This is a genomic window from Pseudomonas sp. LBUM1657 (assembly GCF_059716075.1).
In genome coordinates this window covers 4,507,591-4,530,000 of the sequence record NZ_CP166799.1, presented here as the reverse complement: position 1 = coordinate 4,530,000, position 22,410 = coordinate 4,507,591, and the positions used below count along the sequence as shown (strand labels likewise).

The following is a 22,410-nucleotide window of genomic DNA, read 5'->3' as shown; positions in this document are numbered from 1 at the left end:
TGCGAATGCTGACATGAGTAACGACAATGGGTGTGAAAAACACCCACGCCGAAAGACCAAGGTTTCCTGCGCAACGTTAATCGACGCAGGGTTAGTCGGTCCCTAAGGCGAGGCTGAAAAGCGTAGTCGATGGAAAACAGGTTAATATTCCTGTACTTCTGGTTATTGCGATGGAGGGACGGAGAAGGCTAGGCCAGCTTGGCGTTGGTTGTCCAAGTTTAAGGTGGTAGGCTGGAATCTTAGGTAAATCCGGGATTCTAAGGCCGAGAGCTGATGACGAGTGTTCTTTTAGAACACGAAGTGGTTGATGCCATGCTTCCAAGAAAAGCTTCTAAGCTTCAGGTAACCAGGAACCGTACCCCAAACCGACACAGGTGGTTGGGTAGAGAATACCAAGGCGCTTGAGAGAACTCGGGTGAAGGAACTAGGCAAAATGGCACCGTAACTTCGGGAGAAGGTGCGCCGGTGAGGGTGAAGGACTTGCTCCGTAAGCTCATGCCGGTCGAAGATACCAGGCCGCTGCGACTGTTTATTAAAAACACAGCACTCTGCAAACACGAAAGTGGACGTATAGGGTGTGACGCCTGCCCGGTGCCGGAAGGTTAATTGATGGGGTTAGCTAACGCGAAGCTCTTGATCGAAGCCCCGGTAAACGGCGGCCGTAACTATAACGGTCCTAAGGTAGCGAAATTCCTTGTCGGGTAAGTTCCGACCTGCACGAATGGCGTAACGATGGCGGCGCTGTCTCCACCCGAGACTCAGTGAAATTGAAATCGCTGTGAAGATGCAGTGTATCCGCGGCTAGACGGAAAGACCCCGTGAACCTTTACTATAGCTTTGCACTGGACTTTGAATTTGCTTGTGTAGGATAGGTGGGAGGCTTTGAAGCGTGGACGCCAGTTCGCGTGGAGCCAACCTTGAAATACCACCCTGGCAACTTTGAGGTTCTAACTCAGGTCCGTTATCCGGATCGAGGACAGTGTATGGTGGGTAGTTTGACTGGGGCGGTCTCCTCCTAAAGAGTAACGGAGGAGTACGAAGGTGCGCTCAGACCGGTCGGAAATCGGTCGTAGAGTATAAAGGCAAAAGCGCGCTTGACTGCGAGACAGACACGTCGAGCAGGTACGAAAGTAGGTCTTAGTGATCCGGTGGTTCTGTATGGAAGGGCCATCGCTCAACGGATAAAAGGTACTCCGGGGATAACAGGCTGATACCGCCCAAGAGTTCATATCGACGGCGGTGTTTGGCACCTCGATGTCGGCTCATCACATCCTGGGGCTGAAGCCGGTCCCAAGGGTATGGCTGTTCGCCATTTAAAGTGGTACGCGAGCTGGGTTTAGAACGTCGTGAGACAGTTCGGTCCCTATCTGCCGTGGACGTTTGAGATTTGAGAGGGGCTGCTCCTAGTACGAGAGGACCGGAGTGGACGAACCTCTGGTGTTCCGGTTGTCACGCCAGTGGCATTGCCGGGTAGCTATGTTCGGAATAGATAACCGCTGAAAGCATCTAAGCGGGAAACTAGCCTCAAGATGAGATCTCACTGGGACCTTGAGTCCCCTGAAGGGCCGTCGAAGACTACGACGTTGATAGGTTGGGTGTGTAAGCGCTGTGAGGCGTTGAGCTAACCAATACTAATTGCCCGTGAGGCTTGACCATATAACACCCAAGCAATTTGTTGGCCTGAAAGGGCACCAGATTGCGGTGTGTGAAGACGAAACGAACCGAAAGTTCGAGAAACAAACACACAAACTATCGCATACCCATTCGCTGGAGCGTGAACCTGCAAAGGCCCACGACCTGGCTCCCGAATTTCTTGACGACCATAGAGCATTGGAACCACCTGATCCCATCCCGAACTCAGCAGTGAAACGATGCATCGCCGATGGTAGTGTGGGGTTTCCCCATGTGAGAGTAGGTCATCGTCAAGATTAAATTCCGAAACCCCTATCTGCGTATGCAGGTAGGGGTTTTGTTTTGCCTGCAGAAAAGTGGCGTAAAAAGGGACAGCCGAATGGCTACCCCTTGTTCCCAGCAGCTTCGTTAAAGAAACCTCGGCAAAACGTGTTCGGCAATCTCTTCAATAACCTCAGCAACCGGTCGTTCGCTTCGACGTAGATGCAAACCAACATGCTGCACGCCGGCCTCACGCAGCGCTTGAAGCTCGTCGATTAACGCCAGGCGTCCACAACTGCCGCCGAAACGCACACGTCGCATCGGAGCGTGGGGATTGCTCGCCAAGTCCAGGTGCACGAAGCTGATATAGGGTTTGTTACCTCCCACCTCCCGCCACAATCCCACTCTGCGGCGATGTTCGTCCGGAATGCCAGGGTAGGCGAGCCATCCATCCATGTGCTCACCGATCCACGCAGGAGATTGCTGACCAAGCCCTGCAACCAGCAATGGCACCGGCTGATCAGGCTTCGGAAGCAATTGGGCACCTTCAGGCAGTCGCCCTTCACCTTGGCTACGCAACAACTCAACCGTATCGCGGAAGATCTCCCCGCGTTGATCGTAGTCCACGCCAAACAACGGATATTCCATTGGTCGGTCGCCACTGGCGACACCCAGGAGCAGACGTCCATCACTCAACTCATCGACACTGTTAGCCGCCTTGAGCGTTAGCCAGGGCTGGCGCAAGGGCAATACCACTGCCGCTGTACCCAGCATGATGTTTTCCGTGATTCCCGCCAGGTAGCCAAGGTAGGAAAAGGTTTCGAACACTTGTGCGGCATCACCAAAGTTGGGGTCGTAAACCGGTACGTCGCGAACCCACAGCGCGCCGAAACCTGCCTTGTCAGCCAGACGTGCCATGGCAGCATGCTGCTTCAAATTGGGAACACCAAAAGGCCGATTCTCGGCCAATCGTAGTTGTTGACCATTGCTAGACCAATCGTTATCCAGCGGCAATTCCAGCCCAATGGAAAACCCACTCAAGCGGAGTAATCGTTGAAATCGTGGATGCATGAAAAAACTCCCAAACGGAATGACATACACCCAGTATCTAGAGGCATACCCGCAAGAAAAATGCATGAATGGGAATATCAATCTTGAGTAATGCGCACGAGTCAGCCCATTCGAGGAAATCGCGCTAAAGTGACCGCCCAGATTTTGGTATGGTGCAGCTCGATTTTTTACGGATTGATTTCATGCCCACGGATCGGCGCCCTCCTTTTTAGTCAAAGAGCTGCCGCAGAAATGCCCCAACCGATACCGATCAAGGACCCCGAAAAAGAGACGCGCCTGGTCAACAAAAGACTGATGGCCTGCGCCTTGTTCGTGGTCGCCATTACCTGCGCGCTGGTGGTGCGCCTGTATGTTCTTCAGGTGGTCGAGTTCGATTACCACTCGACCATCTCCGAAAACAACCGAGTCCACGTCCTGCCAATCACACCCACCCGCGGTTTGATCTATGACCGCAATGGCGTGGTCCTGGCGGATAACCGGCCCAGCTTCAACTTGACCATCACCCGCGAACGCGCATCCGATGTAAATGAAGAGCTGGATGAGGTGATCAACCTCCTGCATCTGCCCGCCGAAGACCGCGCGCTGTTCGACAAGGCCATGAAACAGGCGCGGCACCCGTTCGTGCCGGTCACCCTGTTCTATGAATTGAGCGAAGAACAGATTGCGGTACTGGCGGTCAATGAGTTCCGTCTGCCCGGCATCGATGTCGAACCACAGTTCGTTCGCCATTATCCGATGGGCGCGCATTTCGCCCATTCCATTGGCTACGTCGGTCGTATCAACGAGAAAGAATCCAAAGCCCTCGATACGGTGGAATACCGTGGCGCCCAATCCATCGGCAAGACCGGCATTGAAAAATTCTACGAGTCCGAGCTGCACGGCCACGTCGGCTACGAAGAAGTCGAAACCAACGCCCAGGGCCGCGTGCTGCGGGTGCTCAAACACACCGATCCGATTCCCGGCAAGAACATCGTACTGAGCCTGGACGTCAAACTGCAGCAGGCCGCTGAGGACGCCTTGGGTGATCGGCGTGGTTCCGTGGTCGCTCTCGATCCGTCGACGGGTGAGGTGCTGGCCATGGTCAGCAAGCCAAGTTTCGACCCGAATCTGTTTGTCACCGGCATCAGCTTCAAAGAGTACGCGGCGCTGCACGACTCCATCGATCGACCATTGTTTAACCGTGTGCTGCGCGGCCTCTATGCGCCGGGCTCGACCATCAAGCCTGAAGTGGCGATTGCCGGTCTCGACGCCGGCGTGGTGACCCCACAGACCCGCGTCTTCGATCCGGGTTATTACCAATTACCCGACTACGATCACAAGTACCGCAACTGGAACCACAGTGGCGACGGCTGGGTGGACATGGACGCGGCGATCATGCGCTCCAACGACACCTACTTCTACGATCTCGCTCATAAACTGGGGATCGATCGCCTGCACGATTACATGGCCATGTTTGGTCTTGGCGAGAAGGTCTCGCTGGACATGTTCGAAGAGTCTGCCGGTCTGATGCCGTCCCAGGCCTGGAAGCGCGCCACGCGCCGGCAGCCATGGTTCCCCGGCGAAACGGTGATCCTCGGCATTGGTCAGGGCTACATGCAGGTCACGCCGCTGCAGCTGGCCCAGGCCACGGCGCTGATCGCCAACAAAGGTGTCTGGAATCGACCGCACCTGGCCAAGACCGTGGACGGTGTAGCACCGGTGGATGAGCATCCGATGCCGAACATTCTGTTGAAAGATCCGCGTGATTGGGAACAGGTCAACCACGGCATGCAGATGGTGATGCACGATGCCCGCGGGATTGCCCGAGCGGCAGCGGCGGGGGCTCAGTACCGCATCGCCGGCAAGAGTGGTACCGCGCAAGTGGTGGCGATCAAGCAGGGCGAGCGCTACAACCGGGCGAAGACCCTGGAGCGTAACCGCGACAACGCCTTGTTCGTTGGTTTCGCCCCGGCGGAACATCCGAAGATTGTCATCTCGGTGATGATCGAAAACGGTGAGGCCGGTGGTCGTGTCGCCGGCCCTGTGGTGCGGCAGATCATGGATGCCTGGCTTCTCGATCAGGACGGTCACTTGAAGCCACAATACGCCACGCCGAGCAAAGTGCCTGGCGCCCCTCACGTCTAAACGATCAACGCTTCACAGCACAGGCTCACGAATACTGAGCATGTGCTGGAAGCTTTCGAGGAATACGGTTTCGGCCTGACTCATCTTCTGCTCGCGATTCCACAGCAGCTGGATATCGAAATCCACCACCCCGTCTTCCGGCGGCAAACGCCAGAGCAAACCTTGCTCGACATCCCGCCGCACCAAATGCGTGGGCAGGCAGCCAATACCGAACCCTGCGCAGATCAAGCGATAAATCTCTTCAAAACTCGTCGATGAAGCGACGATCTTGCCAGTAAAGCCTTGCTGGTCGCGGAACAGTGTCAGCGGTGAAAGGTTGCCGCCGAGCTGGTCGCTGGTGAAGCTCACGAAGTTCTCTGCGGCGAGCTGTTCCAGCGTCAAATTCTCCTGTCCAAACAACCGATGCCGCTGTCCACAAAAGTACGCATAACGCTCGCGAAACAGCACGCGTTGCTCCAGTCGCGGTTGCGGTAAACGGCACAGGCCAACGCCAATGGTCGCGGTCTTTTGCAGCAGCGAACTGATGATGTTCGAGCTGCCCATGACTTCCACTTCAAACTCGATTTTCGGGTGGGTTTCATGGAAGTCAGCGAGGAACTCATCGTAGTGCCGCGCTTGCACGCCGCTGACGGTGAGGATGCGAATCTTGCCGACGACGTCGTCGTGACGACTTTCCACCACCGTGCCCAAGCGAGAAATATCCCCATAGATATCCGCTGCAATGCGCAGGACTTCTTCGCCGGTTTCCGTCAGATCAAACCGCCGCCCGCTCCGGGCAATCAACACACATTCCAACTGTTCTTCCAGCCGTTTCAGCGCCTGGCTGACGGCCGACTGCGTGATGTGCAAGCGTGCAGCTGCGCGGCTCATGCTGCCTTCCTGGCCGATCACCAGATAGGTGCGCAACAGGTTCCAGTCGAGGCGGTCATTGAGAAAGCGGCGACCGACCCACGGGTTGGTAGTGGAGGGCATAGGGTTCCATGTAGTAGCAGGGCTAATAGTAAAGATAAGAATTTGAAAATTGACTAATCCTGGCATGGAAGCGATAAAGCCCACAAGCGCCACAGAGTGCAAACCGTCACCAGCCTTCAGCACCTGCCCAAAACTATAAATACACAGGGTCCTTGCATGCACACTACCCCTCAACCGCGTCGAGCCGCGGCCGCAGCCTTCATTGGCACGACCATCGAGTTCTACGACTTCTACATTTACGCCACGGCGGCGGCGTTGGTGCTTGGGCAAGTGTTCTTCCCTAGCAGCGACCCGGTGATGAGCACCTTGGCAGCCTTCGGCAGTTTCGCCGTCGGCTTCATCGCCCGTCCCATGGCCGGCATGGTATTCGGGCACCTGGGTGATCGCCTGGGCCGCAAAAAAATGTTGCTGGTGACCATGGCCCTGATGGGCGTGGCGACTGCCGGTATCGGTCTGTTGCCCAGCTACGCCAGTGTCGGCATCTGGGCACCGATCGGTCTGATCGTGTTGCGTTTGATCCAGGGTATTTCGGTCGGAGGCGAGTGGGGCGGTGCCGTGTTGATGGCCAGCGAACACGCACCGGCCAAGCGCAAAACCTTCTACGCGTCTTTTGCCCAGCTCGGCAGTCCGGCCGGTTTGTTGCTCGCCTTGATTGCCTTTCGCCTGGTGACCTCCCTTGAGCCGGAAGACTTCCTCGCCTGGGGCTGGCGTCTGCCGTTTCTCGCCAGTGGTGTGCTGATGATGGTCGGCTTGATGATCCGTTCCGGGGTCCATGAGTCGCCGGAATTCGCCAAGGCCCGGGACAACAACGAGACCGCCAAGTACCCGGTGAAGGACGTGATCCGCACCTGCTGGCGGCAGATCCTGTTTGCCGCCGCCGCTGTGACCATCGGTTCGGCCGGGTTCTTTTTCACCAACACCTTCATGATCACTTACGTCACTCAGTATCAGGGCATCCCGCGTTCGACGATTCTCGATTGCCTGTTCCTGGTGACCGTCATTCAGTTGCTCTCGCAACCGCTCTCCGCGCTGCTCGCCGAACGCATCGGCGAAGGACGCTTTCTCAAGCTTGTCGCATTGTTGTGCATGGTCACGCCGTACCCGATGTTCTTGCTGGTGGGCACGCAGAACATCGTCCTGATGACCATCGGCATCGCCCTCGCGGTCGTGATCCTCTCGGCGCTGTACGCGGTGATCGCCGGTTACATGACCCAGGCGTTCCCGGTGCACCTGCGCTATTCAGGCATTTCCATCGCTTACCAGTTGAGTTGCGCGCTGGCCGGCGGCACCACGCCGCTGATCGGCACGCTGCTGGCCAGCAAGTTTTCCGGACAATGGTTGCCGCTGGCGGTGTTCTTCACCTTGCTCTCGGCCCTGTCCCTGATCGGTGTTTGCGGCCTGGCCCGCCTGCGCGCCAACCCGGTCGTCACCCACGCTGCTAAAGAGGTGTATTCGTGAGTAAACCCGCACACATCGACCCGGTTGAATGGCAAGCCCGATGCGAGCTGGCGGCGCTGTATCGCCTGGTCGCGCACTTTCGCATGACTGACCTGATCGACACCCACATCACCCTGCGGATTCCGGGGCCCGAGCATCATTTTCTGATCAATCGCTACGGGGTGATTTTCGACCGCATGCGCGCCTCGGATCTGGTGCGCATCGATCAGGAAGGACGTGTCGTCGACCCGACTTACGCAGGTCATCGAGTCAATGGCGCAGGCTTCGTCATCCATTCCGCAATCCACATGGCCCGCCCGGACCTCAACTGCGTGATCCACACCCACACGGCCGCCGGCATGGCGGTGGCCGCGCAGAAGCAAGGCTTGTTGCCGATCAGTCAGCACGCGTTGAAGTTCTATGGGAAGTTGGCGTATCACACCTATGAGGGCATCGCCCTGTCGCTGGATGAGCGCGAGCGTTTGATTGCTGACCTAGGGCCACACCGGGCGATGATTCTGCGCAATCACGGGTTATTGGTCGGCGGCTCGGGTGTGGCCCAGGCGTTCCAGGAAATCCATTTTCTGGAGCGTGCCTGCCAGGCGCAGGTTGCGGCCCTGGCCGGTGGTTCGGAACTGCATTACCCGTCCCCGGAAGTCTGTGCGCACACCGCCGAACAGTTTGACCGCGATGAACAGGACAACATCATCGACCTGGCCTGGGAGGCCGCTTTAACCCTGATCGAATCCCAGCGCGAGTCCTACTTATCTTGAAAACCGTCATTAATACCGTGGTTTTGCTGTCTCGCGACAACCTGCTGCTCAAACAACTGCAGGCTGCGTTTGCCCGCAGTGCGCCGCAGCTCACTACCGTGCTGGCCGATGATCCGCAGGCGAGGAATGCGCAGATTGCTGCGTGCTGGTTTCCCTTGCCCGGCAGCCTTGCGGCGTTGCCGAACCTGCAAGTGATTCACTCGGTGGCGGCGGGGATTGATCATCTCGATCATGACCCGTTGTGCCCAGACTTGCCGGTGTGCCGAGTGGTCGATCCCGGCCACCGCCAGGGCATGACCGAGTACGTGCGCTGGGCGGTGATTCACTACCATCGCGGCTTCGACCAAGTACTGACGCAGCAACAGGGACAGCGTTGGGAACGGCCGCTGCAACGGGCTGCGGGGCAGTTCAAGGTCGGTGTGATGGGCCTCGGTTCTTTGGGCAGCGCCATCGCCCAGGATCTGGCCGCAGCGGGTTACGACGTCCGTGGCTGGGCACGTCGCAGCAAAGACTTGCCGGGTGTGCAGACGTTCGCCGGCGCGCAGAATCTGAACCCGTTTCTCGACGGACTGGAGTTGCTGATCAACCTGCTGCCGCTGACCAGTGAAACCCGCGGCATCCTCGGCAATGCCACGTTCGAACGATTGGCGAATGGCGCAGCGCTGGTCAATTGTGGTCGCGGCGGGCATCTGAATATCGATGACCTGGAACACGCCCTCAGCCGAGGAAAACTTCGCGGTGCTTTACTGGATGTTTTCGAACAGGAACCGCTGCCGGTCGATCATCGTCTCTGGACAATGCCCGGCGTCACCCTCACACCGCACATGGCCTCTGCCGCTTCCCACGACTGTATTGCCGAGCAAGTAGCGGAGAACTTTCGCCGTTTAAATGCCGGTGAATCGTTATTGAATTGCGCCGACAGAACACTGGGTTATTAATAAGAAAGTGCCTTGCAAACTCGCCCACTAAGTTGGGCGAGATATAACAACAATCCCTCACCCTCGAACGTATTACTGCCAGTCAAAACAATTAAATAAACGAGTTCTAGAAGAATTCCTGGAGACAGTGATGAGCGATCTATCGTCTGTAGAAAAGTCCGGTGCACCTGCGCAAACGGAAATCAGCATGAAGAAAGTAGCCGTGGCCAGTGTCATCGGCACCACGGTGGAATGGTACGACCTGTTTGTGTTCGCCACGGCTTCGGCGCTGGTGTTCAACAAAGTGTTCTTTCCGGACTTCGATCCGTTGATCGGAACATTGCTGGCTTTCGGTACATTTGCTTCGGCGTATCTGGCCCGGATTGTCGGCGCGGCCCTGTTCGGTCATTTCGGTGACCGGTTAGGGCGCAAGTCGATGTTGTTGGTTTCGCTGTTGACCATGGGTGCCGCTACTTTCGCCATCGGGTTATTGCCGAACTACGCAGCCATTGGTATCTGGGCGCCGATCCTGTTGTTATTGCTGAGGGTGATTCAAGGCCTGGCACTGGGCGGAGAGTGGGGCGGGGCGGTGTTGATGGCGGTGGAACATGCGCCGGCCAACAAGCGTGGTTTGTACGGTTCCTGGGTGCAGATTGGCGTCCCGGCCGGGACCATGATTGCCAACCTGGCCTTTTTGGTGATTGCGGCGTGGTTGTCGCCGGAAGACTTGTTGGCCTGGGGCTGGCGTATCCCGTTCCTGGCCAGCGTTCTGCTGATTGCCGTGGGTTTGTATATTCGTCTGAACATCGCCGAAACCCCAGCCTTCAACAAGGTCAAGGAAGCCGAGGTGCAGGTGAAGATGCCGCTCGCGGAAGTGTTTCGCAAGTACTGGAAGCAAGTGGTGCTGGGCGGCATCGCCACCATGTCGACCGGCGCATCGTTCAACATCATCGTTGCGTTCGGCCTGACGTACGGCACGCAGAATCTCGGGTTCAGCCGCAGCGTGATGCTCGGCGTGGTGTTGCTGTCCTGCGCCTGGTGCATCGTCATGTTGCCGGTGTTCGGCGCATTGTCGGACCGCTACGGACGCAAGCCGATCATCGTCGCCGGCATCGTGGCCGAAGCCCTGGTGGCGTTCCCGTTGTTCTGGTTGATGGACACCAAAGAGCTGTCGCTGGTGATCTTCGGTTACCTGCTGTTGATGACCGCGTTCGCCGCCAACTACGGGCCGATCGCGACCTTCCTCGCCGAGCTGTTCGGCACGCGGGTGCGTTATTCCGGGTTGTCGATCAGCTACATGTTGTCCGGTCTGCTCGGCAGTGCGGCGACGCCTATTGTCACCACTGCATTGCTGGCGGCCACCGGCCAAGGTTCTTCGGTCGCCTGGTACATGATCGGCGCGGCGTTGATTTCCCTGATCGCACTGTTGCTGCTGACCGAAACCTTCAAGAGAGACATCAGCGAAATCCCGACGGCCGTTCCGGCCGGCGATCCAGCCCTTGGCAAACCTTTCAAATCGGCCACCGCCTGATCAATGGAGTTCAACAGCATGCGCAGAATCCAGTCAGCCCCGGGCTTCATCGGCCCGGTCGGCCCTTACTCCCAAGCGGTGGTCAGTGGACATCTGGTGTTCACCGCCGGGCAGATTCCGGCCCAGTCCGGGCTCGAAGACCAACCGGCCCATTTCACCGAACAAGTGCGGCAAACCTTGCGCAATCTGGAAGCGATCCTGATAGAAGCCGGCTCCGATTTCAGCCACGTGATCAAGGTCAACGCCTACCTGACAGATCCCGCGCAACTGGAGCCGTTCAACGCGGTGTATCGCGAACTCCTCGGCCATGCGCCGCCGGCCCGCACCACGGTCTGCGTGGCTCTGTGGGGCGTTTCGTTGGAAATCGATTGCGTCGCCGAATTGATTACGAAGGAGTCGAAAAATGGATGAATCACAGCTGATCGAGCAGCTCAACGCAGTGAGCTTTCCAACCCTCGGGCATTTTTTGGAGGAGGGTTTTGCCGACTCGCAACTGCGGGCCATGGTGCCCAATGTGAAACTGGTCGGCCGCGCGTTGACCCTGAAACTGGTGGGCGCCGATGCTATCGCGGTCAACCAGGCATTGGCGCTGATCCGGCCCGGTGATGTATTGGTGATCGACACCGGTGGCGACTGGCAGCACGCGCCGGTGGGCGCGGTCACCAGTTGCGCGGCGCGTTGCGCGGGGGCGGTGGGCATCGTGGTGGATGGCGTGGTGACGGACCTGCTGGAGTTACGCGAGGCCGGGCTGCCGGTCTTCGCTCGCGGCACCAGCCTGCTGACCACCAAGCTGCATGGCCGTGGCGACAGCCAGATCAATCAACCGATTCACTGTGCCGGTGTCACGGTACATCCGGGGGATCTAGTGCTGGCGGATGACAACGGTGTGCTGTTTCTGGATCAGCAAACAGCAGCCGGCGTCATCGAACTGGCCTTGGCCTCCGATCGCGCCGAGCCGCGTTTATTGGAGCGCTTGCGTGCCGGTGAGCCGGTGGCGCAGGTCTTGCGCGTTTAGGCCGTCAGGCAGCGTTGCAGGCTCTCGATGAACATCGTCTCGGCCCGGCTCATGCGCTGCTCGCGGTTCCACAGCAAATGAATGTCCACATCGGCAATTCCTTCGTGGGGCGGCAGGCGCCAGAGCAATCCGGCGTCGACGTCAGCCGCCACCACATGCTCGGGCAGACAGCCGATGCCGTACCCGGCGATCACCAGTCGCCGGACTTCTTCCAGGTTCGGTGACGCGGCGACGATCCGTCCGCTGAAGCCTTGCTGATCACGAAAAATCGTCAACGGCGAGAGCATGCCGCCGATTTGATCGCTGGTGAAACTGACGAAGTTCTCCCGCTGCAAATCCCCTTCCGCGACGTTCTGCTGGCCGAACAGTGCATGGTGCTTGCCACAGAAAAAAGCATAGCGCTGACGCAGGAACAGCCGCTGTTCCAGGCGCGGTTGCGGGCGGCGATTGAGACTCAGGCCAAGGGTGGCGGTCTTTTCCTGCAAGGCGCTGACGATGTCGGAACTGGTCATTACGTCGACTTCCAGATCGACCCGCGGGTGTTGCCGATGAAAATCGGCGAGGAAGTCATCGAAGCGTTCCGAGAAGATCCGACTGATGATCAACAGCCGCACCTTGCCGATCACTTCGTCGGCCGGTTGCTCCAGCACGCTGCTGACTTGGGACATCTGCCCATAGATTTCCCCGGCCAGCTCGAAGATCTGCTCGCCGACTTCGGTCAGGGCAAAACGCGGTCCGCGCCGGGCGATCAACTGACGACCCAGTTGCTCCTCCAGCCGCTTCAGCGCCTGGCTCACCGCCGGTTGTGTCAGGTGTAAACGGGCGGCGGCGCGGCTGATGCTCAGCTCCTGGCCGATCACCCGAAAGGTGCGCAGCAGGTTCCAGTCGAGTCGGTCATTGAGCAGGCGTTCGGCCATGGTGAGTCTCGATTATAAGGTGGCGTAATAGTTCGCATAATAAATAGAAAATTGACTAATCATAGCCCCGAGTCGATAAATCAACCCCAGACAGGCGCCGCCAGAGCGCCTTGAATCGCCGTTTCTCTCCTGCCAAAAAAACAATCAAAGGAGCTCGACCTATGAAGCCCCAAGCTTCGCCCCAGCCGCGCCGTGCGGCAGCCGCTGCCTTTATCGGCACCATGATCGAGTGGTACGACTTCTACATCTACGCGACCGCCGCCGCCCTGGTGTTCGGCGCGTTGTTCTTTCCCTCCGACGACAAACTGTTCAGCACCATGGCGGCCTTCGGCACCTTCGCCGTGGGCTTTTTTGCTCGACCGTTGGGCGGGATTATCTTCGGCCATATCGGCGACCGCATCGGCCGCAAGAAATCGCTGATCATCACCTTGCTGATGATGGGCGTGGTCACGGTGTGCATCGGTTTGCTGCCGACCTACGCACAAATCGGCGCCGCGGCACCGGTGCTGCTGATTCTGCTGCGCATCGTCCAGGGCATCGCCGTTGGTGGTGAGTGGGGCGGGGCGGTGTTGATGGCCGGTGAGCATGCGCCGAAGGGCCGTCGCAATTTCTTCGCGTCGTTTGCCCAACTGGGTAGCCCGGCGGGGTTGATCCTGTCGCTGCTGGCGTTCAGTGCAGTAACCCGTTTGCCGGAAGAAGACCTGATGAGTTGGGGCTGGCGTCTGCCGTTCCTCGCCAGCTCGCTGTTGTTGCTGGTGGGCCTGGCGGTTCGCCTGGGTGTGAACGAATCACCGGAGTTCCTCGCCAGCCGCGAACTGGCCGCCAAAAGCACGCGCAAGGAGCAGGCGCCGGTGATGGAAGTGCTGCGCACCGCGTGGCGTCCATTGCTGCTGTGCATCGGCGCCAACACCCTCGGGATCGCCGGGGTGTATTTCACCAACACCTTCATGATCGCCTACACCACCCAGCAACTTGAACTGCCACGCTCGCTGATCCTTGAGTGCCTGTTTGTGGTGGCGATCATTCAGTTCTGCATTCAGCCATTGGCGGCGTGGGTCGCGGAAAAAATCGGCGCGACACGTTTCCTATGCCTGGTGTCGTTGCTGGCCATGGCCTCGCCATATCCGATGTTCGTGCTGGTGAGCTCGGCCCAGGCGCCGCTGATCATCCTCGGCATCGCCCTGGCGGTGGTGTGCATGGCGTCGTTCTACGCAGTGATCGCCGGTTACGTCAGCGGCATGTTCGAGACCCGCGTGCGCTACACCGCGATCTCGTTGGCGTACCAGATTTGCGGTGCCGTGGCCGGTGGCTTGACGCCGCTGATCGGCACGATGCTGGCGCACAAATTTGCCGGTCAATGGTGGCCGATGGCGGTGTTCTACAGCCTGATCGCCGCGACTTCACTGATCTGTGTCCTGTCCCTTGCCCGTCGCCATGCCAGCGCTGAACGCGTGGAAATGGCCAACGCTTAATCAAAGTTTTCCAGGAGTGACTCATGTTGAAGATCAATGGCGAACGCCTGTGGGCGAGTCTGATGGCCATGGCCGAAATCGGCGCGACTGCACGGGGCGGAAGCTGCCGCCTGGCCCTGAGCGATGAAGACAAGGCCGGTCGCGAACTGTTTGCCCACTGGTGCCGCGAAGCCGGAATGACCCTGAGCGTGGATGCCATCGGCAACCTGTTCGCCCGTCGCGCCGGCACCGATCAGGATGCTGCGCCGGTGATGATGGGCAGCCACCTCGACACCCAACCCGAAGGCGGCCGTTTCGATGGCGTCTACGGTGTACTCGCCGGCCTGGAAGTGGTGCGTTGCCTGAACGATTTGGGCATCCAGACCCGCAAGCCGCTGGAAGTCGCGGTGTGGACCAACGAAGAAGGCGCGCGCTTCACCCCGGCGATGTTTGGCTCGGCAGTGTTCACCGGGATCATGGACCTGGACGCGGCGTTGGCGGTACGGGACGTCGATGGCATCAGCGTTGCCGAGGCCTTGCAGCGCACCGGGTATGCCGGCGGGCGTCCGTTGGGCGGCGCGGTGGACGCGTACTTTGAAGCGCACATCGAGCAGGGGCCGATTCTTGAAGACAACGCCAAGAGCATCGGCGTGGTCAGTGGCGGCCAGGCGATTCGCTGGCTCGACGTGCGTGTCGAAGGCATGGCCGCCCACGCCGGCACCACGCCGATGCCGTTGCGCAAGGACGCCTTGTACGGCGTGGCGCGGATGATTCAGGCGATTGAAAGCCTGGCCACTGACTTCGCCCCCGAAGGCTTGACCACCGTCGGCGAGTTGAGCATCAACAAGTCGTCGCGCAACACCATTCCGGGGCTGGTGAATTTCACCGTCGACCTGCGTCATCACCGCGACGAAGCCATCGATGCGATGGAGCAGCAGGTTCGTGCGCGACTCCAGGCGATTGCCGATGGCCGTGGTTTGAATCTGACAATCACGCCGCATTGGATCAGTCCGGCGACACCGTTCGATGCCGATTGCGTGGCAGCGGTGCAGCAGGCGGTGGACGCGCTGGGCTACGCTCAGCAATCGATTGTCAGCGGTGCCGGGCATGACGCGATTCACCTGGCGCGGTTCTGCCCGACGGCGATGGTGTTCATCCCGTGCGTTGGCGGCTTGAGTCATAACGAAGCTGAAGATGTGCTGCCAGAAGATGTGCGTCAGGGGACTGATGTGCTGCTCAATGCTGTCCTGAGTCGTGCCGAAAAAGTCGAGTAAAAACGCAATCCATGTGGGAGCGGGCTTGCTCGCGAATGCAGAGTGTCAGCCAACGTCAATGCTGAATGACACACCGCATTCGCGAGCAAGCCCGCTCCCACAGTTGGACGCGTTCAGTTTCAAGAATTGCTTTAGCTGACAGGAATTTATCCCATGCGCAGTTTTTTCCATCCCGAACAATTGCTTCACCATCCACGCAGTTACTACTCCCGTGGGCAGATGCGCACGCCGCAGGAAGTGCCGGAGCGCGCTCAACGATTGGTGCAGGCTTCGCACTCGCTGGGCTTCAAAGTTGAACAGCCGACCGATGCCGGGCTCGATCCGCTGCTGGCGGTGCACGGTGCGCCATACCTGGCGTTCCTGCAGGAAGCCCATCAGCGCTGGAAGGAAATCCCCGAGGATTGGGGCGATGAAGTGATGTCCAACATCTACGTCCGCGAGCCCAACGCCCTGCGCGGGATTCTCGCCCAGGCCGCCCGTTATCTGGCGGACGGCAGTTGCCCGGTGGGCGAGCAGACCTGGCGCTCGGCTTATTGGTCAGCGCAGAGCGCGATTGCGGGTGCGCAGGCGTTGCTTGATGGCGAGCCGGCTGCGTATGCCTTGTGCCGTCCACCGGGGCATCACGCCCGGGCGGAAGCGGCGGGTGGCTTCTGTTATGTGAACAACGCAGCAGTGGCTGCGCAGGTGTTGCGCGGCGGGTTTGCGCGCGTCGCGATGCTCGACACTGACATGCACCACGGTCAGGGGATTCAGGAGATTTTCTACGACCGCGATGACGTGCTGTACGTCTCGGTGCATGGTGATCCGACCAACTTCTATCCGGGAGTCGCCGGGTTTGCCGATGAGCGCGGTGTCGGGGCGGGCGAGGGCTTCAACCTCAACTTGCCGATGGCGCATGGTGCGAGTGAGGCGGATTTTCTGGGACAACTGGACGTGGCACTCAAAGCGGTGACGGACTTCGATGCCGAGGTGCTGGTGCTGTCCCTGGGGTTCGATATCTTCGAGCTGGACCCACAGAGCAAAGTGGCAGTGACGCGTGAAGGATTTGCCGTGTTGGGCGAGCGGATTCGCAGCCTTGGGTTGCCGTGTTTGATCGTGCAGGAGGGCGGGTATCACCTGGAGAGTCTTGAGGATAATGCCCGGGCGTTTTTTGTGAACGCCGAGGTGTGGCAGATCTGAGTTTGGTGGTGCCTGGGAGGCCGCTTTCGCGAGCAAGCCCGCTCCCACATTGAATCGCGTTTACGGTGAGAACGCGGTCAAATGTGGGAGCGGGCTTGCTCGCGAAGAACGATAACTCGATCCACCAGATGAAACACAGGCGCTCTATGGCACTTGCCATCGCCCTGACGTTAACGTAAAGATTGCGGCAGGGCGCTGATCTTGAAAAGCGCAGGGCGGACCGATCCGGAGCGCTTGATGACGCTAATAAAAACAACTTCCCCCAAGCTGCACCGTGAAGCCCGGCTGGCCCGGGAAAAACTACATCTGGAAGGCGAAGTCCCCGATGGCGTGTTGCGGGCGGAAATCGATGCGTCGTGGCGGCGCAGCCTCAGTCATGGCGTGCATTTCAACGCCAAGCACGAGCTGGCGCTGGAATCGAGCGCGAGCCTGGACGTGCTGTTGGCGAGCAATCGGCTGCTGATCGACGCGGCGTTGCCGGCGATCGATTACCTGGCTGAACGCCAGGGCAAGGAAGGGCTGATCATCCTGGCCAATTCCGACGCCACCATTCTTGCCGTCGAGGGGCGCGCCGATCGCCTCAAGGGCAGCGGCCTGCAAGACATCACCCTCGGTGCCTGCTGGAGCGAAGCCGCTCGCGGCACCAATGCCCTCGGCACCGCGCTGGTAGAAGCCCGACCGACGTTGATCGATTGCGGTGAACACTACCTCGATCGCCTGACCGATTTTTCCTGCACTTCGGTGCCGATCCATTGCCCGCAGGGCGACATCCTCGGCGTCCTCGACCTGACCCGCGAAGGCCCGCTCGGGCGCGTCCACGACAGCACCGCGTTGCTGGCGATGGCCGTCAGCCAGATCGAAAGCCGGGTGTTCAACGCCAGTTATCCGGACCAGATCGTCCTGGCGTTCCACAGCCGGCGGCAATACCTCGAATCCCCATGGCAAGGCCTGCTGGCGGTGAGCCTCGGCGGACAGATTCTCGCGGTCAGCGCCCAGGCCTGCCAGTTGCTGCATGCCGAGCGTTCGGCGCTGGTCGGTCGACGCTGCGAAGAGTTCCTCGGGGTCGATGGTTTGCAACTGTTGTCGCGTCTGCACCAGGGCGGCGTCGGCAGCTTGCAGACCGCCAAAGGCGAATTTTTCTACAAAACCCTGCGCGCGCCGCAACGGTCGATCAACGTCAGCACGCCACCGCGCAGCACCGTCAAAACCGCCAAACCACAACCCGATCTCGAATCCCTCGCTGGTAGTAATGTCCGTTATGCCCGGGCCTTGCGCATGGCCCGCCAAGGCCTGGCCAATGAACTGCCGGTGTTGTTGCTGGGTGAAACCGGCACCGGTAAAGAAGTGATCGCCCGCGCCCTGCACATGGCCGGAACCCGTTGTGACAAACCCTTCGTCGCGGTCAACTGCGCAGCGATCCCCGAAGGCCTGATCGAGTCGGAACTGTTCGGCTACCGTGAGGGCGCGTTCACCGGCTCCCGCCGTGGCGGCATGATCGGTCGCCTGCAACAGGCCCACGGCGGGACCTTGTTTCTCGATGAAATCGGCGACATGCCGCTGGCCTTGCAAGCCCGTCTGTTGCGGGTGTTGCAGGACCGAAAAGTTGCGCCGCTGGGCGCCGGCGAGGAGCAGGACATCGACGTCGCCCTGATCTGCGCCACCCACCGCGACCTCAAGCGTCTGGTGGAAGAAAAGCACTTCCGCGAGGACCTGTTCTACCGGGTCAACGGCATCAGCGTGATCCTCCCGGCCCTGCGCGAACGCGACGATTTCAGCGGTCTGGTCGGCCGCCTGCTGGCCAAGCTCGACGCGCCGACGATGGTTCTGCACGACGATTTGAGCCGTTTGCTCGGTCACTATCACTGGCCTGGCAACATCCGCCAACTGGAGATGGTCCTGCGCACCGCGCTGGCCATGCGCGAGCCGGGGGACACCGTGCTCACCCTCGACCATTTGCCCGACAGCATGCTCGACGAGTTGACCGCTACCGAACGTCCGCAGGCCGGCAGCATTCGCGAAAATGAACTGGAGCTGATTCGTCAGTCCCTGGACACGCACCAGGGCAACGTCTCGGCCGCCGCCGACGCCCTGGGCATCAGCCGCGCGACCCTGTATCGCAAGCTCAAACAGTTGCGCTCGTGATGCAGCGCTTGATCGTTCGGCTGATCCACAGCCAGGACCCCGAAGCGCTGCAAGTGGCGTTGCGTTGGCTCTACAGTTTTGTGCGACCCCATCGTCTGGCGATTGCCGGGCTGCTCGGTTTATCGGCCTGCGCTTCGGCGCTGGTGCTGGTGCAACCCTGGTTGACCAAACTGCTGATTGACGATGGCCTGCTGGCGCGCAACTTTTCCATGCTGGTGCTGATCGCCGGGCTGATGATCGTCGCCGGGTTGCTCGGCACGCTGCTGTCGGGCATCAATCGTTACCTGCACACGCGCCTGTCCGGGCGGATTCTGTTTGCTCTGCGCGACGACCTCTATCGGCATTTGCAAACCCTGTCGCCGAGTTTTTACGGTCAGCGACGCATCGGCGACCTGATGTCGCGCCTCGATGGCGACGTCGCAGAGATCCAGCGTTTTGCCGTGGACTCGCTGTTCTCGGCGGTATCGAGCGTGATCGGTCTGGTGGTCGCCGTGGCCATGTTGCTGACCCTGTCGTGGAAGCTCTCGTTGCTGGCGCTGGTGCTGATTCCCCTGGATGTGCTCTGGCTGCGCTGGATGCGGCGCAAGGTCGAACGTGACGTGCGGCAGTTGCGCGAACGTTCGGCGGACATGTCTTCGTTTATGGTCGAGACATTGCCGGTGATGAAATTCATCCAGTCCGCCGGCCAGCAACAGCGTGAAGCGCGACGGCTGGAAACCCTGGGCCATGGCTACATGAGCCAGTTGCTGCGCCTGCAAGTCACCGAGTTTTTCACCCAGGCAGTGCCCGGCACGCTGACCTCGTTGTCCCGGGCATGCGCATTTTTGATTGGTGGTTACTGGGTGGTGCAGGGGACTTGGCAACTGGGGGCGCTGATTGCTTTTTCGACTTATCTGGGCATGGCGGTCGGACCAGTGCAGAGTCTGCTCGGGCTCTACGTCGCCATTCAGCGCATGACCGTCAGCCTCGGGCGCGTGATGGAGTTGCGTGGCGAAGAGCCGACCGTCCTCACACCGGTTACGCCGAAGCCGATGCCGACTTCCGGCGAACTGCGCTTCGATAATGTGCACTTCAGCCATCCCGGTCGCCCGACCACCTTGCGCGGCATCGAAGCGTGCATTCCCTACGGTTTGAAAGTCGCCCTGAGCGGCGGCTCCGGGGTCGGTAAATCCACCCTGATCGACCTGCTGCAACGCCACCACGATCCGCAGTCCGGCCGGGTGTTGCTGGGGGAGGTCGATCTGCGGGAACTGGACCTGTTCCAGTTGCGTCGGCGGATTGCCGTGGTCAGCCAGGACATCGTGCTGTTTCGCGGCAGCCTCGCCGACAACCTGGCCTACGCCGTGCCGGACGCCAGTCGCGAAGCGATTGCCGAAGTCGCTCGTCTGGCGCAACTCGACAGCCTGATCGCGTCCTTGCCCGAAGGCCTCGATAGCCCGTTGGGCGAGCGCGGCCAGCAGTTGTCCGGTGGGCAGAAACAACGCATCGCCATCGCTCGGGCACTGTTGCAGGACCCTTTGATTCTGGTGCTGGACGAAGCCACGTCGGCGGTCGATGAAGCCACCGAGCGGGAAGTGATCGAAGCCATCGACCGACTGTTTGCCGGGCGCACGCGCATCCTGATCAGTCACCGTCCCTCCACCCTGGCCGATGCCGATCTGCGCTTTGAATTGCTCGACGGCGTGCTCACTTCAAAAACGGTGCTGCATGAAGCCTGAGTTGCGGATCGGCGTGGTGGACAGTGGTCACTCCGCGGCGCAGCGGGTGCAAGTGGTCGGTGGTCGACGGTTTTCGCTGCTGGAGGACGGGCTGGCGGAAAGCGACTTGCGTGACGATCCGCTCGGCCATGGCAGCGCAGTCATCGAGGCCATCGGTCGGCGAGCACCCTCGGCGGTATTTTATGTGGGCCAGGTGTTCGATCAGCGTGGCGTCACCAGCGCCTTGCAGATCGCCACAGCCATCGACTGGCTGGTGGCGCAGAACGTTCGATTGATCAATCTGAGCCTCGGTTTACGACAGGATCGCAGCCTTCTGCGTGAAGCCTGCGCAGCCGCGGTGGCGCGGGGCATTTTGCTGTGTGCGTCCAGCCCGGCTCAGGGCGAAGGGGTGTTCCCGGCGAATTATCCGCAGGTGCTGCGAGTGACCGGCGATGCGCGTTGCGCCGAACAGGAATGGTCGTGGCTCAACAGCGCTCAAGCGGATTTTGCGGCGTGTGTGCATGGCACGTATCCGGGGCAGTCGGGCGCCAGTCTGGGGTGCGCGGCGTTGAGCGGGCACATTGCGGGTTTTCTGGTTGCACATCCCGAGGCGAGCAACGAACAAGTGATCGAGTGGCTGCGGGAGAATGCCCGCTATCGCGGTCCTGAACGGCGCTTTGGCCCATGATTTTGATTCTTGGCGCTGGGCCTGCGGGAGCGGCGGTTGCCTTGGGTTTGCGTCGGCTGGGTTACCCCGTGACGCTGATCAGCGAGTGGCGCCGGTTTGCCGCGCTGGAAGGGGTTTCCGTGCGGGTGCTCGACGCCTTGCGCGGCGCGGGCCTGAATCAGGCGCTGGCGGATGCGGCGTTGCCTTCCCAGCGACAGGTGTCGTGGAACGGCCAGCAGCATGCGCAAAACATCGAATTCCTGTTGGACCGCCCAAGCTTTGATCGAGGCTTGCGCGAAGATTTGCGTCTTGCGGGTGTCGAGGTGATCGAAGGCCGGGTGCTTGCGGTCCAGACATCGGCAGAGGGGCATCGGATCGAGTTGGAAGGGCGTGAAGCACTGCTCGCGGACTTTCTGGTGGAAGCCCGCGGGCGTCAGGCGCCAGCCCTCGGCAAAGGCCTGCGTGGCCCGGAGACCGTCAGCCTGCTCAATCGCTGGCAAGGCACGCCGGGTCACACCGCCAGCGCCGTGGAAAGCCTGGTAGGCGGCTGGGCCTGGATGGCACGGCGGGCCGACGGCCAGTGTTATTGGCAATGGACGGTGGATGTGGCCAGCGCCGAATTACCGGGCAAGGCGATGTTGCTCGATTACTGTCGTCAGCGGCGCCAAGGCTCAGCGCTGGCTCAGGCGTTTTTCGGTGCCGAGCCGGAGATCGATCTGCAGCTGCATGCTCGCAGCAGCACCGCGATTCTTTGCCCACAGGTGTGTGGCGATAACTGGATTCGCGTCGGCGATGCGGCAATGGCGGTGGACCCGCTGTCGGGCAACGGGATTTTTCAGTCACTGTCTTCGGCATTGCAGGCACCAGCGGTGATCAACACGCTGCTGCGTAAACCCGAGCGAGCAGGGCTGGCCCAGCGCTTTCATCAGCAACGGGTGGCGGAGTTGTTTTTGCGTTTTGCGCGGATCGGTCGGGACTTTTATGCGGATGAACAACGCTGGTCGGATCAGCCGTTCTGGCTGGCTCGGCGGCAGTGGCCGGATGCGGAAGTTGCGCATGCCGAGGCGGATTTTGCTGCGCTGCGCATTGAGCGGGCGCCGGTGCTGAAGGATGGTCTTGTCGATGAGGCCGAGGTGGTGATCACGGCGGATCAGCCGCTGGGGATCTGGCATGTGCAAGGGGTTGAGCTGGCGCCGTTGGTGCGGCGGTTGCGTAGCGAACCGGCGGAACAGGCGTTGGCCGGGTTGTCGGTGGAGCAGGGGCGGGTGGTTCGGGGGTGGTTGTTAAGTCAGGGGTTCAAGCCCTGATATGTGTAGCGGCTGGTCTGGCCTCTTCGCGAGCAAGCCCGCT

General features: G+C 60.2%; 17 protein-coding genes and 2 rRNA genes (1 of these 19 only partly in view). 16 read left to right on the top strand and 3 right to left on the bottom strand.

The genetic code is table 11. The features are described from left to right. Positions 1 to 1,656: ribosomal RNA gene (locus tag ACA055_RS20855) — 23S ribosomal RNA — on the top strand; it begins 1,236 nt to the left of the window's first position. 156 nt (positions 1,657 to 1,812) lie between these two features. Then, positions 1,813 to 1,928: ribosomal RNA gene (rrf, locus tag ACA055_RS20850) — 5S ribosomal RNA — on the top strand. Positions 1,929 to 2,040: 112 nt separating this feature from the next. On the opposite strand, the gene ACA055_RS20845 is transcribed toward rrf, so the two are convergent. Further along, positions 2,041 to 2,964: a TIGR03571 family LLM class oxidoreductase gene (locus ACA055_RS20845; protein ID WP_497680367.1), complete on the bottom strand. Its 924-nt coding sequence runs from the start codon at positions 2,962 to 2,964 to the stop codon at positions 2,041 to 2,043. 231 nt (positions 2,965 to 3,195) lie between these two features. Here ACA055_RS20845 and mrdA point away from each other — a divergent pair, with 231 nt between their 5' ends. After that, complete coding sequence (mrdA, locus tag ACA055_RS20840; RefSeq protein ID WP_497680366.1) at positions 3,196 to 5,088, top strand: penicillin-binding protein 2; 1,893 nt, start codon at positions 3,196 to 3,198, stop codon at positions 5,086 to 5,088. A 12-nt stretch (positions 5,089 to 5,100) separates the two neighbouring features. Here the strand turns inward: mrdA and ACA055_RS20835 are convergent, their stop codons facing one another. After that, on the bottom strand, positions 5,101 to 6,060 hold the full coding sequence (locus ACA055_RS20835) for a LysR family transcriptional regulator (protein ID WP_497680365.1): 960 nt from the start codon (positions 6,058 to 6,060) through the stop codon (positions 5,101 to 5,103). A gap of 156 nt (positions 6,061 to 6,216) precedes the next feature. Between ACA055_RS20835 and ACA055_RS20830 the strand changes: the two genes are divergently transcribed. From ACA055_RS20830 to ACA055_RS20805, 6 genes are all read left to right on the top strand, one after another. Beyond that, positions 6,217 to 7,518: an MFS transporter gene (locus ACA055_RS20830; protein WP_497680364.1), complete on the top strand. Its 1,302-nt coding sequence runs from the start codon at positions 6,217 to 6,219 to the stop codon at positions 7,516 to 7,518. Then, positions 7,515 to 8,270: a class II aldolase/adducin family protein gene (locus ACA055_RS20825; protein ID WP_497680363.1), complete on the top strand. Its 756-nt coding sequence runs from the start codon at positions 7,515 to 7,517 to the stop codon at positions 8,268 to 8,270. The genes ACA055_RS20830 and ACA055_RS20825 overlap by 4 nt, the downstream gene beginning before the upstream one ends. Further along, positions 8,267 to 9,208: a 2-hydroxyacid dehydrogenase gene (locus tag ACA055_RS20820; protein ID WP_497680362.1), complete on the top strand. Its 942-nt coding sequence runs from the start codon at positions 8,267 to 8,269 to the stop codon at positions 9,206 to 9,208. The genes ACA055_RS20825 and ACA055_RS20820 overlap by 4 nt, the downstream gene beginning before the upstream one ends. Positions 9,209 to 9,338: 130 nt before the next feature. After that, complete coding sequence (locus ACA055_RS20815; RefSeq protein WP_497680361.1) at positions 9,339 to 10,718, top strand: MFS transporter; 1,380 nt, start codon at positions 9,339 to 9,341, stop codon at positions 10,716 to 10,718. Positions 10,719 to 10,736: 18 nt separating this feature from the next. After that, the gene (locus ACA055_RS20810) at positions 10,737 to 11,129 is read left to right on the top strand and encodes a RidA family protein (RefSeq protein WP_497680360.1); all 393 of its coding nucleotides are present in this window, start codon (positions 10,737 to 10,739) and stop codon (positions 11,127 to 11,129) included. Then, positions 11,122 to 11,733, top strand: coding sequence for an RraA family protein (locus tag ACA055_RS20805; RefSeq protein ID WP_497680359.1), 612 nt, complete (start codon positions 11,122 to 11,124; stop codon positions 11,731 to 11,733). Before ACA055_RS20810 ends, ACA055_RS20805 begins: the two co-directional genes overlap by 8 nt. Here the strand turns inward: ACA055_RS20805 and ACA055_RS20800 are convergent. After that, entirely contained in the window at positions 11,730 to 12,650 is a 921-nt protein-coding gene (locus tag ACA055_RS20800) for a LysR family transcriptional regulator (RefSeq protein WP_497680358.1), read from the bottom strand. The genes ACA055_RS20805 and ACA055_RS20800 overlap by 4 nt on opposite strands. 161 nt (positions 12,651 to 12,811) lie before the next feature. Between ACA055_RS20800 and ACA055_RS20795 the strand changes: the two genes are divergently transcribed. The 7 genes from ACA055_RS20795 (at position 12,812) to qhpG (ending at position 22,367) form a co-directional block, all read left to right on the top strand. Continuing rightward, a complete protein-coding gene (locus tag ACA055_RS20795) occupies positions 12,812 to 14,122 on the top strand; it encodes an MFS transporter (protein WP_497680357.1) in 1,311 nt (436 codons plus the stop codon). Between the two features lie 23 nt (positions 14,123 to 14,145). Next, on the top strand, positions 14,146 to 15,375 hold the full coding sequence (locus ACA055_RS20790) for a Zn-dependent hydrolase (RefSeq protein ID WP_497680356.1): 1,230 nt from the start codon (positions 14,146 to 14,148) through the stop codon (positions 15,373 to 15,375). A gap of 153 nt (positions 15,376 to 15,528) precedes the next feature. Beyond that, positions 15,529 to 16,554 carry a histone deacetylase family protein gene (locus tag ACA055_RS20785; RefSeq protein WP_497680355.1) on the top strand — a complete coding sequence of 342 codons (1,026 nt, stop codon included), beginning with the start codon at positions 15,529 to 15,531 and terminating at the stop codon, positions 16,552 to 16,554. A gap of 237 nt (positions 16,555 to 16,791) precedes the next feature. Beyond that, positions 16,792 to 18,696 (top strand): sigma-54-dependent Fis family transcriptional regulator, encoded by a 1,905-nt coding sequence (locus ACA055_RS20780; protein ID WP_497680354.1) that lies wholly within the window; start codon positions 16,792 to 16,794, stop codon positions 18,694 to 18,696. Next, a complete protein-coding gene (locus tag ACA055_RS20775) occupies positions 18,696 to 20,414 on the top strand; it encodes an ABC transporter ATP-binding protein (RefSeq protein WP_497680353.1) in 1,719 nt (572 codons plus the stop codon). Before ACA055_RS20780 ends, ACA055_RS20775 begins: the two co-directional genes overlap by 1 nt. After that, positions 20,404 to 21,081 (top strand): subtilisin-like serine protease QhpE, encoded by a 678-nt coding sequence (gene qhpE / locus ACA055_RS20770; RefSeq protein WP_497680352.1) that lies wholly within the window; start codon positions 20,404 to 20,406, stop codon positions 21,079 to 21,081. Before ACA055_RS20775 ends, qhpE begins: the two co-directional genes overlap by 11 nt. Beyond that, on the top strand, positions 21,078 to 22,367 hold the full coding sequence (gene qhpG, locus ACA055_RS20765; protein WP_497680351.1) for a flavin-dependent monooxygenase QhpG: 1,290 nt from the start codon (positions 21,078 to 21,080) through the stop codon (positions 22,365 to 22,367). The genes qhpE and qhpG overlap by 4 nt, the downstream gene beginning before the upstream one ends. The last annotated feature ends 43 nt before the right edge of the window (positions 22,368 to 22,410 follow it).